Genomic DNA, 13,872 nt, shown 5'->3' with positions numbered 1-13,872 from the left:
ATGTTATTTATTATCTACAGAGTATTTTTTTACTGTGTGTTGCTGACCTTGCTCAGTTTAAGCCAAGTATCGATGACAGTATCAGGGTTTAGTGAGACTGAGTTGATACCTTGCTCCATCAGCCATTGCGCGAGATCGTCATGATCCGATGGACCTTGGCCACAGATCCCCACGTATTTACCGGCTTTAGTTGCCGCATCTATAGCCATTTTCAACATCGCTTTTACGGCTGGATTACGTTCATCAAATAGGTAAGCAATATCACCAGAGTCCCGGTCTAAACCGAGGGTAAGCTGAGTCATATCATTGGAACCGATAGAGAAGCCATCAAAGTGCTTAAGGAACTCTTCGGCTAAAATCGCGTTAGATGGTAGTTCACACATCATGATGACTTTTAGGCCTTGATCGCCACGGCGTAAATCAAACTTCGCTAATAGATCGATAACTGAAGCAGCTTCATCGGTAGTGCGGACAAATGGGATCATGATTTCAACGTTCTTCAAACCCATTTCATTGCGGACGCGTTTGATCGCGCGTGTTTCCAGTTCAAAACACTCTTCGAAATCTGGAGAGATGTAGCGAGATGCACCACGGAATCCAAGCATTGGGTTCTCTTCATGTGGTTCGTAGTCTTTGCCGCCAATCAAGTTGCTGTATTCATTCGACTTAAAGTCAGACATACGAACGATGACACGTTTAGGCCAGAAAGCAGCAGCGATAGTGGCGATACCCTCAGTGAGTTTACTGACGTAGAAATCAACGGGATCTTTATAGCCACGGATGCGCTGAGTAATCTCGGCTTTGAGTTCATCGCTTTGAGCATCGAAATTCAATAGGGCTTTCGGGTGAATACCAATCATCTTGTTGATGATGAACTCTAAACGCGCCAAGCCTACGCCTTCGTTCGGAATTTGGGCAAAATCAAATGCGCGATCTGGGTTGCCAACGTTCATCATCACTTTGGTTGGCAATAGTGGAAGTTCATCCACGGAAGAACGTTTGACTTCAAACTCTAACTCACCTTGGTAGACATAACCGGTTTCCCCCTCGGCACATGAGGCGGTCACTGTTGCGCCATCGGTTAGCAGTTCAGTTGCGTTTCCACAGCCAACAATGGCTGGAATACCGAGTTCACGAGCAATGATGGCTGCGTGACAGGTACGGCCACCACGGTTTGTGATGATCGCTGCTGCTTTTTTCATAACAGGTTCCCAATCAGGATCCGTCATATCAGTCACGAGAACGTCACCGTCTTGTACCAAAGACATTTGGTCCAGTGAGTCAACTAGGCGAACAGGGCCACTTCCGATGCGCTGACCAATAGCACGACCTTCAACAAGAATGTCAGCTTTGTTACTTAATTCATAACGTTCAATGACGTTTTTATTGCCCTGTGAACAAACCGTTTCTGGACGTGCTTGAACAATATAGATCTGTCCGTCTATACCATCTTTTGCCCACTCAATATCCATCGGACGTTGGTAGTGTTTTTCGATGATCATGGCTTGTTTTGCCAGCTCTTTGATCTCTTCATCGTTTAGCGAGAACTGGTTACGCTCTTGCGCATCGGTATCGACGATCTCAACTTGCTTGCCAATCTCAGGGTTTGGCGAATAAATCATTTTGATCTGTTTTGAACCGAATGTTTTCTTAACGATTGGGTGCTGGCCCGCCTCGAACATTGGTTTATGAACATAGAACTCATCAGGGTTTACCGCGCCTTGTACCACCATTTCTCCCAAGCCCCAAGAAGAAGTGATGAACACCACTTGATCAAATCCTGATTCAGTATCTAACGTAAACATAACGCCTGAAGAGGCTTTGTCTGAGCGCACCATACACTGGATCCCAGCGGACAAGGAAATACCACGATGGTCAAAACCTTGGTGCACTCGGTAGGAGATTGCTCGGTCATTAAACAAGGATGCGTACACGTGCTTGGTTGCTTCCAGTACGGCGTCAATACCTTTCACATTTAGGAAAGTTTCTTGCTGGCCGGCAAAAGAGGCATCCGGCAAATCTTCTGCGGTGGCAGAAGAGCGAACAGCAACCGAGAGTTCAGGCTTATCCGCGGTGAGTTCTTGATAGTTTTCTCGAATATCTTTTTCAAGATCGGCTGGGAAAGGTGCATCTAAAACCCACTGGCGGATTAGGGCACCAGTTTTACGCAGAGCATCAACGTCACTGACATCAAGCTCATCAAGTAGTAGATGAATACGCTCATCTAGACCATCGTGGTCAAGAAATTGGTTAAAGGCATAAGATGTAGTGGCGAAGCCGTTTGGTACAGATACACCGGCTTTAGAAAGGTTAGACACCATTTCTCCCAGTGATGCGTTTTTGCCTCCAACCTTATCAACATCTTCCATGGATAGGCCATTGAACCAAAGAGTATTGTTTTGCATGTCTTTCTCCAGAATGCAGCTTTTGTGTAGGGGCAAACGTTTACGTTGAAGCTGAAAAAATTTTAACAAATATTCAAAGCTGTGGTATGCGTAATAGTTTGCTCGGGGTATTTATTTGTATTATGGGTCTATCCTAATCAAATAATTTTTAAAGTTTAAATAAAACATGCAAAGCAATAGTCAAAGTCGTGATGTATTCTATGTTTCTGATGGAACGGCCATAACATGTGAGACGTTAGGGCACGTTGTTCTGGGTCAATTCCCATTCAATGCAAATGAAAAAACTTTTCCGTTTGTCGAGAGTGAAGAAAAGTTAGAGAAATTGTTAAAAGAGATTGAGGGGTCTTATTTAAGAACTGGCGAAAAGCCGCTGGTATTCTTTTCAATAGTATTACCCCAACTTAAAGCTATGCTGCTAGATTCACCGGCACATTGTTATGACGTCATTGATAATTTAGTGCAAAAAGTACAAAACGATACACAAATGACACCAATGCCGCAGTTACAGCGTTCGCGCAGTGTAGGGAAAGATTCGGAGCGATATTTTGATCGTATTGCTGCAATAGAATATACGTTGGCTCATGACGATGGCATAACCCTTAAAGGGTTGGAAAAAGCAGATATTATTTTACTTGGTGTTTCGCGTAGTGGAAAAACGCCAACGAGCTTGTACATGGCAATGCAATTTGGGCTACGAGTAGTCAATTACCCATTTATTGAAGAAGATATTAAGCGCTTGCGTTTACTGCCTGAATTTGAAATTCATCGGCATAAATTGTTTGGGTTAACGATTGATCCTGAACGGCTAACGCAAATTCGAGAGAATCGATTGGCTGGTAGCGAGTATGCGAGTACGGAGCAATGCCTTGCGGAATTGTCGAGTGTGGAATCGCTGTTTCGACGTGAAGCGATTCCATTTATCAATACTTCGACACTATCAGTTGAAGAGATTACCACTCGGATATTGGAGAAATCTGGGCTGAGAAGACGTCTGCTATAGAGCTGACTTATCTGCTTGATATGACTAATAGGCTGGATAGAAAAAGCCCAATCACGTTTAAGTCATTAGGCAATTTGGGGTTGGATTTTTTGTCTATAAGGTGGGCTGGGTATTATTGCAGCGAATGAATTGCCTTAATTAAGCCTTTGACCCCTTGCTCCACTTTACTTCTCTGGCACCCTACATTTAAACGCAGGTGGTTACGACCTAGTGATCCGTAACAGTCACCCCGCATGATGGCGATTTTTTGGTCGTGAATCAATGCGTGTTGTAGTGCGTCCATATCAATGTTGAGTGGCGATAGATCTATCCATGCTAAATAGGTCCCTTGTGGTGGGCACACACTGAGTTCTGGAAACGCGTGATTAAGTTGTTCGGCAACAAACAAAAGATTTTGATACAGATACTCTTTTAGTGATTCAAGCCAAGGCGCACCTTCTCGATAGGCGCTCATGGTTGCGAGAACTCCGAAAATAGAGGGAGAAGATAGGCCGTCGGTGAGCTTTAGTTTATTTAGATATGCTTGTTTAGTTTGCTCACACCCTATTGCCGCATACGCTCCACTTAGGGCTGGAATGTTAAAAGACTTAGAAGCAGAACTGACTAATGCCCATTGATTACTTTGTGCAACGTTGACCCAAGGCGTGTATGGGGTAAAGCAAATATCCATATGGATATCGTCACTAATCACACTGATTTGATGACGATGCGCAATGTCAGCAATTTGTGTGAGCTCAGCTTGGCTCCAAACTTTTCCCGTCGGGTTGTGCGGGTTACACAAGAGCAAAATCCGACAGCGAGGATCAGAAGCTTGCTCATTGAGCAATGACCAATCAATGTTGTAGTGCTTTTCTTTTCCGCTTTCAGTTGCGGTTAGTGGGTTAGGTATTGCTTTGCGTTCTGCGGTTTCTATGATCGGCTTGAAAGCATCATAAGCCGGATCAAAATAGAGCACGCTATCTCCCGGTTGTGACCAAAGTTCAATTAAGCGAGCAATGATGTACATGACGGATGGGCCATAGACAAGACTATTTTCATCAAGATTCGTCTGATATTGGCTTAAAAACCAATGACAAATAGACTGTTTAAAATCCGCGTGATTCCAACGACTATAACCAAAAACGCCGTGATCTAATCGTTGCTGTAATGCATTGGTTATGCAGGGTGCAGCGGCAAAATCCATATCGGAAATAGTGAAAGGTAGTAGGTTGGAGCACCCGAATCGGTCACCGACATAGTCCCATTGTGTCGAGTAGGTATTGAGGCGATCAGTAGGGGCTGAAAAATCAAAACTCATTGCACAGTTCCAGATTTAGAAAGGGAAAAGTCGCGGTGATGTTCACCACCGCGACAGCATAACTGCAGGAGCAATTAACCTCGGGGGGAGAGGCTTATTGGTTCAGTAATGCTTGTTCTAAACGGTGTAAACGACGGTTTTGTTCAATCATTTTCCGGATAAGTTCGCGTTCAGATAGTGTCGTCATTAGGTGATCTTGTGCGTGTACCATGATCATACTCACCACAATTTTTTCACCACTGATTTCCTGACGGATCAGTTCAGTTTGTACAGCATGTGCCTTACGAACACTGACGTTGCATTGCTCCATCATCGCTTCCGCTTCTTCAAACTCACCTTGTTCAGAGAGCGTTAATGCTTCATAGGCATAGCCTTTAGCTTCGCCAGAATAACTGACGATAGAAATTATGACTCTTTCGAATTCTTCATTCATTTCTTGGGTGGCGCTCATGGGTATTCCTTGGATTTCATTCGATGTATTCACCCTATCAGAAGCCGGATAAAAAGCGACGAAACTTGATTTCACGAATTCAGTGAAATCAAGTTTCGTTGACGTAAGTAAGCAGATGTTTATTAATAAAGCCGTACTCAAATACGAATTTATATACGAATTGAAAGGAATGGATGATGAAAATATTATTAGTTTGTGCTGGTGGCTTTTCAACCACAATGATGATGGAAGAAATGAAGAAAACCATTAATGGTAGTCAAAAGCTAAATATTGAAGACTTTACTCTTGAAGCTATTTCTGTCGATCGATTAGCAGAAAAAATTAACAATTTCGAAGTTATTCTTGTTGGCCCACAGTTGAGCCATAAATATAAAAGTATTGAAGCATCAGCCTTAGAAAATAACAAACCATCCGTTTTATTATCTGCAGAAATCTATGGTGCTATGGATGGTGCCACAGTCTTGAAACAGGCACTTTTGGCGCATAGAAAGCACCAAATGAGCCTAACAGACTGATCTTTTCTCGAAACGTGTTCCTAAAAGAATAGCATCACCTTTCTCCCTACCACCTGTACTTGTTACAGGTGTTAATTATTATAATGTATAAAGGTTACTTATATGAGCCTATTTGCTTCTTTTGAAAAGTTGCTCAGTAGCATATTGCTACCAATAGCAGAAAAAATAGATAAGCAAGTCCATCTTAGTGCAGTAAAAAAAGGCATGGTTGTTCTTACGCCAATATTATTGCTAGGTTCGATGGCTTATCCATTAAAAGCACTTAAAAACGTATTTTCAGATTCAGTAGCCGTACAAGAATGGTTTATCAATAATACTTATCTTATTGACCTGTTAATCAAATTTTCACTTGGCTTTATTGCGATATATACCGTTATTGCCGTCGCTTACTTTTTAAGTGAGGGATATAAAATATATACGGTGGGCGCAATCGCGTTGTCTCTCTTCTCCTATCTGATTCTGACCACATCGGTCAACCCAGATGGTTCCCTCGATGTTCGCTTCTTTGACTCAAAAGGTCTGTTTACTGCGATCTTTGTGGCCATCGCCAGCGTGGAGATATACCGATTCTTTACCGAGAAGAAACTGGTCATAAGAATGCCAGATGGGGTACCAGATTTTGTATCTAGCTCCTTTGAGTTGATCACCCCAACTGCGTTTATTGCTGTACTATTTATTTCTGCTCGTTACTTCATTGCTGATCTTACCGGTGGCTTGTTGCTTCCTGAAATTATGATGGAAGTATTGGCTCCGGTCGTGGGTAGTTTGGATAACTTATGGGTGGTGTGGTTTGTCATCATGCTGCGTTTGCTGTTCTGGTTCTTTGGTATCCATTCAGCCGTACTTAGCCCAATCCTATCTCCAATTTTTGTGCAGTATCTTTCAGAGAATATCGCGGCTAAAACGCTGGCAGAAGAATTGCCACACTTTGTTACTGGCGGCACGTTCTCAGCTTTCGTTAACTTTACCGGCTCTGGGGTGACGCTCGGCTTAGTTATCGCGATGATGATAGCTAAAACGCAGCGTTATCGGAAGGTGGGGCAAGTTTCTTTGGTGCCAAGTCTATTTGGTATCAACGAGCCGGTGTTGTTTGGTGCGCCAATTATCTTAAACCCAATCTTGTTCATTCCGTTTGTTTTAGGTGGGTCAATCATTGGTATCTTCCCGCTGGTATTAATGAAGTATGGATTCTTGGCAAAACCGTTCTTTGATCCACCGTATCTACCGTTGTTCTTTGAGGGCTACTTAACCGCATTTGATTGGAAAACACCGTTTGTTCAGATCGTACAAATAATGGCATCCTTCTGTGTTTACTATCCGTTCTTTAGAATCATGGATAAACAAGAAATGATTCGAGAGGAACAATTGAAAGCGGAACAAGAGAAGAAATCCGTATTCAGTAAGAAAGATGATGAATTGCTCGATGAGCTAGGACTCGATTTCTAACCTTGCTGAAATGATCAAAGGCTTTCTCGTTAGAGAAAGCCTTTACACGAAAACATGGTTCTGCGAAATGCCTTTTGGGTGAAAGTTCTAGGTCGATAGTTTTAGCCAATAGTTTTAGGTCAATGACTTTAATTTCAGGTGAATAGCTTCATAGGAGGTAGACAATGCGTACCTTTAGCCTTGAACCTTATCAAGCACAGTTTGATGCTTTGTTAGTGAGTGACAATCACCACAAACGCTATTTGAGCGGTTTTACCGGAAGTGGTGGGCATTTATTGCTGACGCCGATGGGGCCAGAATTATTGATTGCAGGTAAATACTGGCAACAAGTTGAACAACAAAGCCCGAATTGTCATCGAGTATGTACGGATGCAATTGGCTGGTTAGGTGCTCTTCAACAAAGACTCAAAGAGCATGGAGTTCGACGTTTAGGTTTTGAAGCTCATGCGATGAGTTACCTCGATGTTGAATCATTACGACAAGGTTTATCTCAAGTGTTAGTACCCACTTACGATGTGGTTGCGCCAATAAGACGCTGTAAATCTGAGCAAGAAGTTGAGTTAATACGCAAAGCGTGTGCAATTACCGAAGCGGCCATTGAACTCGGTTTGGCTAATTTTCGCTTTGGGATGAGTGAGCAGGAGTTAGCGGCACACTTGGAGTTTCATGCTCGAGTATTAGGTGCGGACAGTATCGACTTTTTGATCGTGGTATCTGGTGAGCGTGGTGCTTTACCTCATGGTCGTCCGTCGCAACGAATCATTGGGAAAGATGAATTGTTGACCATTGATTTTGGTGTGGTTTATCAAGGCTATCATTCTGATGTGACTCGTACATTCTGCACTGGATCGATATCTCGTGAGTTGCAGCAAATGTTTGACGCAGTTTATATGGCGCAGCAAATTGGCGTAAAGACATTGCGTCCCGGTATTGCTGCCAGCTGTGTTGATAAAACGGTGCGAGAGTATCTTGCTCTGAAAGGGTATGAAGAGGAATTTTGTCATGGCCTTGGACACGGCGTTGGTTTACAAGGACATGAATATCCATTGTTGACCACGAATAGCCTAGCAACACTCGACGTGGGGATGGTGTTAACCGTTGAACCTGGCGTTTATTTGAATGGTGTTGGTGGTGCTCGTGTTGAAGATACTCTTGTTATCACCGAGTTTGGCTGTGAAAGCCTGACACAACTGCCGAGAGGCCTACGAAATATAGCGGATATCGCATAAACGGCGCTAAGAGGCCGGGAGTAATAATAATGAAAGACTTCAGTTTGTTGGCTCAACTTAATGATGCACATGGTCCCTCAGGACGAGAAGATGAAGTAAGAAAGATCGTTTGCGATACCCTTTCTTCCGTGGCCGATGAGATTACTTTTGATGGCTTGGGGAGTGTGATAGCTCGGCTTAATCGTAATGCCCACGGGCCTAAAGTGGCGGTCGTTGCTCATATGGACGAGGTTGGATTTTTGATTCGAGAAATCCGCCCTGACGGTTTACTTAAGGTATTTAAGCTAGGAGGAATCGATCCGGTTGTTGCTGCGAATAGTGAGCTTGAAATCAAAACTCGTTTCGGTCAAAAGTACACTGGTTTAATGTGGAGTAATCAACCTTTATCTGGTTTGACTATTGATGACCTATGGCTTGATGTCGGAGCAAACAGCCAAGAAGAAGTCGCTGAGATGGGCATCGAAATCGGCGACAGTGCTGTTTTCGCAACTCGCCATTTTGATCTCAATAATAGCGGGAATTTAGTTGCCAAGGCGATGGATGACCGCATAGGTTGTTGGCTGGGTTTAGAGTTAATGAAGTCTATGGCAGGACAGCCATTACCATGTGATTTATATTTTGTGGCAACAGTGCAGGAAGAAGTGGGCACCAAAGGCGGGAAAACGGCAATAGAACAGTTACGACCAGATATTGTGTTGGTGCTGGATGTTGCCACCGCGAAACATGCGACTAGCGGTTCTGGAACGCAGCGACTGTATGGCCATGGCCCATGTCTCGTTGTTGCGGATAAAATCGCTCTAGGCCATTATCCTCTGCTCAATTTAGTTAGCGATGTTGCGAAAGAGCACGGCATTCAGGTTCAACGGGATTTTCTAGCGGGTGGGGGCACAGATAACGGCCCTGCAACCTTGGTTGGCGGTGGTATTGCAGGGCTGGCGATCATATTGCCGGTTCGTAACTGCCATTCACCGTATACACAGGTGAATCAAAATGATGCTTTCGGTTGTTTGACTCTATTACAACAGGTCGTTACTCAACTGGATGAAATGCAGAAAGCGCACTTGTACCCCTATTATTGATTGGTGTATCAGCATCTGTTGATATAGCAAATGGATCTTGTTCGGTCAGCCTTTGATGAAGTTGATGCACCGCACGTAAGTGCTGAACATTATCAACATGGCTGATCATCATGATTTGTCTAATGGTTCGTTTAAAGACATCTTTTACCGGTTTTGCGAGAGGTAAGTGAGCAATCGCGATACGGTGCGAATGGGTGGTGCTTTTGCCATGACAAATGAGCAGTCCATGCTGGGCAAAATAGGCATGGCTGTGTGCATAAAAAAGAGTGAGTACGCCACTGGCGTACTCCTTATTCACTAATCCCATGCGTTCCATTTCCTCACTTAACCAATTCAGTACAGGCGCTAATTCCTCACTCTCTGGCATATGGCTAGTGTCTCGTAGCGTGACGAGCAAATCATCCAAAGCAGGGAGCGTGCGATCATCGATCACCTTATTACCCATTTGGCTGGTTATTTTACGAACAAACTCGTCAGTGTTGAGATCTCGACAGCAGCTTTTGGCGATGGTGATTAGCTTTTCAAGAGAGACTGGATTGTGGCTTCGTGCTTCAATCGCACGATTGATTAAGCGCGTTAAGTATCCCACTTCTTCATCACGTAACGGCTCAACCAAATGGTGACTATTTTGCTCTGCAACCGCTTTGACTTGTTCAAATAATTGTCTGGAATAGGGACTTTGCTCTCCCAATTGGGTATTGAGATTGTTTTTAGCTCGATAGACAGCTGTTGTTAGGTAGGTGACCATATCATTGAGTAATGATGTATCGTTGAGTAGCAGCGTATCAGGCTGATTATCTTTACCACAATGTTGGCTGATGGTCGTGAGTAACTGAAAAATGAAGCTTTCGGCTTGAAGACGTTTTTCGTAAAAACCGTCAGTACTGATCCCACCGAGGAAGTATTCTGCAAGGTGCAGAGCCTCAAAACGATAACTCTCATGTTGCCAATTTAATGCTGCTTGAATATAGCCAAACGCCTTGGTTGATTGAAGAAATGAACCATTGTTCTTACGATTGATGAGCACACCTTGCTGGATGCGCGTTAAGGTGATCATTAAATAAATAGTGAACAGGTTTTTGAATTCGTGGCTCAGTGAACAAGCCGCATTTTGTTCAATTCTGTATACTGCAGGGAAAGCTTCTAGGGGTTGATAGCGCTCAATATAACGACGAATGATCGCGACGATATCACGTTCATAGAAGTATCGTTTCTTTAAATAATGCAATTCATTGTTCTTACAGAATAGATATTTAGATGCGTAACACATTTGCAAATAGCGGATCTGTTTTTCTTTCCCTGAAACGAAAAGGTGCTGGTCAATGACTTCCAGTTCCAGCGTTAATCCATTGAACGTAATATTCGTGTTACGTAGATCTTTGTTCAGTGTTGGTCGGCTAACGCGTAGGTAGTTTTGGATATCACTTAACGGTGTTTCAGGCGAGAACAAGGCAATGGTCGCCAAATATTCTTCACGTTCATGCTTCGAGAAGACAAAATTGCTTGCCAGTGTATCACTGAAAAATAGACTGGGATCGTAGGGATAATGCAATTCACCTTGGTTTAAGGCAATCGGCGTCATCTCCAGCTTGTCCAAATAATAATTGATGTTCTCGATGGCGTATCGAAGATTACGCGATGTCATATTAAACACCGAGGCGAGCGCGTTGATACTGCTGCGTTGCATGGTGAGTGCAGTCACGATATCAAAATGCTGTTTGTTCAGGCTCATGATGGTAGAGATAACTAAAAAATTTCGTCGAGTTTATCAATACATCAGCAAAAATGATGAGAGCCATCCGACTAATACCAATTTGGATAAGTCAGTGATCAGAGTTTGCGAACGAAAATCACAGAGAACGAATCATGAGTTGAAGATATCCCGTTATTCAAATAGTACTGACTCCTAACGAAAACGTATAACGACGTTATCAGTTGATTTAATCAGCAAGAATTATTAATGACTTATGTGGGTTGATATAATTAAAAAGCCAGATAAATCTGAGATCTATCTGGCTTTATTAGAGATAAGCGCTATATCAAAAACTACACTTTGTTCATGTTTATTTGATGGGTAGAGCTCTTATTATTATGAGCAACCCAAATGCGTTTTGTTGTATAGCCCGGAGCACTCACTTCAACATGGTAGTTACCTGCTGGGAGTTTAATACCGGCCTCATATCTCGGCTTGATATTTAGGACACGTATTCGAGCGTTGTTGCTATTGGTGTGAACCGTAAATGGTAAATCAACAAGCTGACCTGTTTGTGTTATCGCTTGTTTTTGCTCCTCAAAACTCTCTTTCATTTCTTGCGATGCAAGACTTTTAAGCGGATTAATCTTCGCCATGATAATAATATCCATGGTTGCAATCGGAGCCTCGAGAGTGTTTTTGAATATCTCAGTGATCTTCATGTTTTCATCGAATTTCGCTCCGACTGGTTGCACTAACGGTTGAGTATGCAGTACCCATTTCAGCGCAAGTGAACCAACAGGAGAGACCGTTTCTTCAAATGAATCGAGGAAGTAGGACGTTGTAGATTTTTCATCGGTGAATTTCGAACTGCCCACCAATAGTGGAATTGCGAAAACAGCCAACATCAAAGCGATAGATAAAGCTGGGCCGACGAATTTCTCCCAAGGTTTTTGGTGTTCAGAGAAGTCTTTATCGTAGTCAATCAGAGAATAAAACTTGAACGGTACTTTTACTGCGGTGAGTAATACCAGCATTAAAGAAAGCGACATTGAAATCGGTGGCACAATGATTGAGCGCAACGCTGATTTACCATTTTCAGCCAGTGGAGCGCCATCTTCGAATTGAGAGCGAGCGGATTCGATATAACTCAACCAGTATTTCGTTTCTCGTTTGATGTTCACTTTCACAACGTTCTCATGGAACTGCTTATTATTCCAATCCGCCATCATTGGTTTAACGTAGTTTCGCTCACCCATAGATTCAAGAATGGTTGCTTGAATATGAGGGTGGATTTGGAATGATTTCCAAGAAAGGTTTGGCATCATGTTGACACCTTTTTTGGCCATCTCTTCATTCCATTGACGTTTAGTTTCTGAACGTACTCGTGCTTTAACGGTATTTTTGAACACAGTTACCTGTGAAACGCGCCAACTGGTACTCAGTTTGATGCCGTCATTTGCCACACGTTGACGTACTTTTCGTGCAGTTACCTCATGTAAGCGGAATTCTTTTATCGAGCGAATACCCATAGGGTAGCCCGTTTCACGTTTGAACTTATCTTGCCAAAGCGCCGTAATTCGAGGTGTGTAATGTGCGACCTCGTTGGTGAACACTTCATTGACTACTTCTTTACCACTGTCACCAGAGATAATTTCAAGACCGGCAACCACGGCAGAAAGGCCAAGACTCCAAGCCGCATCTTCTAATGTGGTGGTGCCTTTGGTTCGGCCTTGTTCACGTTTAAGCCAGTAATCCATCTCTACAAATGGCAATCCAGCGTTACTAAGTGTTTTCGCGTATTGTTTTTCTTCGCTAGTAATACAACGATTTAGACGATCTTGGTTTCGGTTTTTACCACCGTAGCGGTCGATACAGTCGTTACGATCTTCAAAGTGCGAATAGATCTTCGGTCCAATATTTTGCGCGCGAGCTTCGGCTCTAGCTAAGTAGGATTTTTCTGCGCCGCGATAACTGCTCCAGCCCTCTGAGACTTGCGTTTCTACCTCTTCCCAAGCGCGATTTGCTCGAGATGAAGCACCGTTCATGGAGTTGTTGTAGCGTTTCACACCCGTTTGATATTCTTGATATGCTTCAATGACCTCTTGGCGCATATTCTTGTAATCAGCAAAATGTTGGTCAAATTGCGAGTTGGCTTTATTTTGAATATAGCGATTTAAAATCTCACGCTTCTTGTCATCAACATGATGAATGAAATCATCGTTAGCGTATACCAAGCCACCCATCATGGCCAAAAAGGTCATCTCTGTTGGAGAGGTCGCGTGTTCAACTTGATAAGGCAATCCTTTGATTTGCACCGCGTTTGCCGCCAAGCTTGAACGCAAAATGGAAGCAAAAAAGGCATCTTGGCGTTGTTGAGCACTTGAGGGTTCAATTAACCATTTATCGATCAGTAATTTCTGACCGAAAAAAACGGTTGGCCATACCAGAGCCGTCAGCAAAGCAAGGCTTAAGATGGCGCGAGGTACAGAGCTGACTAGTCGTCCTTTAAGTAACCAATCGGCAAGCAATAATGTCACACCAATCCCCGAAATTGTTCGGCCAAAAAGCTCGACAAGATGAAGGGTGTCATCATTGATATGACCGCCGCCTGCGACTTCAACGAGCTTGGCGTTAAAGACGACCTCTGGGATAAGGTAGAGCAGAGATAGAATAAATAAGGTAATCGCCAACCACTTAGGTTTGCGATTTTTTTGCGCCGGTTTGACTGGCTTATTATTAGTAGTGTCCATACGA

10 protein-coding genes are annotated in these 13,872 nt (G+C 43.3%); 5 read left to right on the top strand and 5 right to left on the bottom strand.

From position 1 onward, the window contains the following. Positions 1 to 29: 29 nt before the first annotated feature. Positions 30 to 2,405 (bottom strand): phosphoenolpyruvate synthase, encoded by a 2,376-nt coding sequence (ppsA, locus tag DZ860_RS14250; protein ID WP_120032395.1) that lies wholly within the window; start codon positions 2,403 to 2,405, stop codon positions 30 to 32. Between the two features lie 166 nt (positions 2,406 to 2,571). Here ppsA and ppsR point away from each other — a divergent pair, with 166 nt between their 5' ends. Continuing rightward, a complete protein-coding gene (gene ppsR / locus DZ860_RS14245) occupies positions 2,572 to 3,405 on the top strand; it encodes a posphoenolpyruvate synthetase regulatory kinase/phosphorylase PpsR (RefSeq protein ID WP_120032393.1) in 834 nt (277 codons plus the stop codon). A gap of 112 nt (positions 3,406 to 3,517) precedes the next feature. Here the strand turns inward: ppsR and DZ860_RS14240 are convergent, their stop codons facing one another. Both DZ860_RS14240 and DZ860_RS14235 read right to left on the bottom strand, forming a co-directional pair. After that, positions 3,518 to 4,702, bottom strand: a complete 1,185-nt coding sequence (locus DZ860_RS14240; protein WP_120032391.1) for a MalY/PatB family protein — start codon at positions 4,700 to 4,702, stop codon at positions 3,518 to 3,520. Between the two features lie 94 nt (positions 4,703 to 4,796). Next, the gene (locus DZ860_RS14235) at positions 4,797 to 5,153 is read right to left on the bottom strand and encodes a PTS lactose/cellobiose transporter subunit IIA (protein WP_120032389.1); all 357 of its coding nucleotides are present in this window, start codon (positions 5,151 to 5,153) and stop codon (positions 4,797 to 4,799) included. A gap of 176 nt (positions 5,154 to 5,329) precedes the next feature. Between DZ860_RS14235 and DZ860_RS14230 the strand changes: the two genes are divergently transcribed. The 4 genes from DZ860_RS14230 to DZ860_RS14215 all read left to right on the top strand — a co-directional run bounded on the left by DZ860_RS14230 (position 5,330) and on the right by DZ860_RS14215 (position 9,422). Next, positions 5,330 to 5,668, top strand: a complete 339-nt coding sequence (locus DZ860_RS14230; protein ID WP_120032387.1) for a PTS sugar transporter subunit IIB — start codon at positions 5,330 to 5,332, stop codon at positions 5,666 to 5,668. 102 nt (positions 5,669 to 5,770) lie between these two features. Then, positions 5,771 to 7,114, top strand: a complete 1,344-nt coding sequence (locus tag DZ860_RS14225; RefSeq protein ID WP_120032386.1) for a PTS sugar transporter subunit IIC — start codon at positions 5,771 to 5,773, stop codon at positions 7,112 to 7,114. A gap of 164 nt (positions 7,115 to 7,278) precedes the next feature. Continuing rightward, positions 7,279 to 8,343, top strand: a complete 1,065-nt coding sequence (locus DZ860_RS14220; RefSeq protein ID WP_120032384.1) for a M24 family metallopeptidase — start codon at positions 7,279 to 7,281, stop codon at positions 8,341 to 8,343. 29 nt (positions 8,344 to 8,372) lie between these two features. Further along, positions 8,373 to 9,422: a M42 family metallopeptidase gene (locus DZ860_RS14215; protein WP_120032382.1), complete on the top strand. Its 1,050-nt coding sequence runs from the start codon at positions 8,373 to 8,375 to the stop codon at positions 9,420 to 9,422. On the opposite strand, the gene DZ860_RS14210 is transcribed toward DZ860_RS14215, so the two are convergent. Both DZ860_RS14210 and DZ860_RS14205 read right to left on the bottom strand, forming a co-directional pair. Further along, positions 9,373 to 11,154, bottom strand: coding sequence for a helix-turn-helix domain-containing protein (locus DZ860_RS14210; RefSeq protein ID WP_120032381.1), 1,782 nt, complete (start codon positions 11,152 to 11,154; stop codon positions 9,373 to 9,375). The two genes, DZ860_RS14215 and DZ860_RS14210, sit on opposite strands and share 50 nt — an antisense overlap. A gap of 314 nt (positions 11,155 to 11,468) precedes the next feature. Next, positions 11,469 to 13,868: a peptidase associated/transthyretin-like domain-containing protein gene (locus DZ860_RS14205; RefSeq protein ID WP_120032379.1), complete on the bottom strand. Its 2,400-nt coding sequence runs from the start codon at positions 13,866 to 13,868 to the stop codon at positions 11,469 to 11,471. Positions 13,869 to 13,872 lie beyond the last annotated feature (4 nt).

Source organism: Vibrio sinensis (genome assembly GCF_003605645.1).
In the GTDB taxonomy this organism is placed as follows: domain Bacteria; phylum Pseudomonadota; class Gammaproteobacteria; order Enterobacterales; family Vibrionaceae; genus Vibrio; species Vibrio sinensis.
This window is presented reverse-complemented; position numbering and strand designations above follow the sequence as displayed.

What these genes read in the sequence shown, in the direction of transcription:
- ppsA (WP_120032395.1), bottom strand. Translation starts at nt 2,405, where the DNA reads ATGCAAAACAATACTCTTTGGTTCAATGGCCTATCCATGGAAGATGTT.
- ppsR (WP_120032393.1), top strand. Translation starts at nt 2,572, where the DNA reads ATGCAAAGCAATAGTCAAAGTCGTGATGTATTCTATGTTTCTGATGGA.
- DZ860_RS14240 (WP_120032391.1), bottom strand. Translation starts at nt 4,702, where the DNA reads ATGAGTTTTGATTTTTCAGCCCCTACTGATCGCCTCAATACCTACTCG.
- DZ860_RS14235 (WP_120032389.1), bottom strand. Translation starts at nt 5,153, where the DNA reads ATGAGCGCCACCCAAGAAATGAATGAAGAATTCGAAAGAGTCATAATT.
- DZ860_RS14230 (WP_120032387.1), top strand. Translation starts at nt 5,330, where the DNA reads ATGAAAATATTATTAGTTTGTGCTGGTGGCTTTTCAACCACAATGATG.
- DZ860_RS14225 (WP_120032386.1), top strand. Translation starts at nt 5,771, where the DNA reads ATGAGCCTATTTGCTTCTTTTGAAAAGTTGCTCAGTAGCATATTGCTA.
- DZ860_RS14220 (WP_120032384.1), top strand. Translation starts at nt 7,279, where the DNA reads ATGCGTACCTTTAGCCTTGAACCTTATCAAGCACAGTTTGATGCTTTG.
- DZ860_RS14215 (WP_120032382.1), top strand. Translation starts at nt 8,373, where the DNA reads ATGAAAGACTTCAGTTTGTTGGCTCAACTTAATGATGCACATGGTCCC.
- DZ860_RS14210 (WP_120032381.1), bottom strand. Translation starts at nt 11,154, where the DNA reads ATGAGCCTGAACAAACAGCATTTTGATATCGTGACTGCACTCACCATG.
- DZ860_RS14205 (WP_120032379.1), bottom strand. Translation starts at nt 13,868, where the DNA reads ATGGACACTACTAATAATAAGCCAGTCAAACCGGCGCAAAAAAATCGC.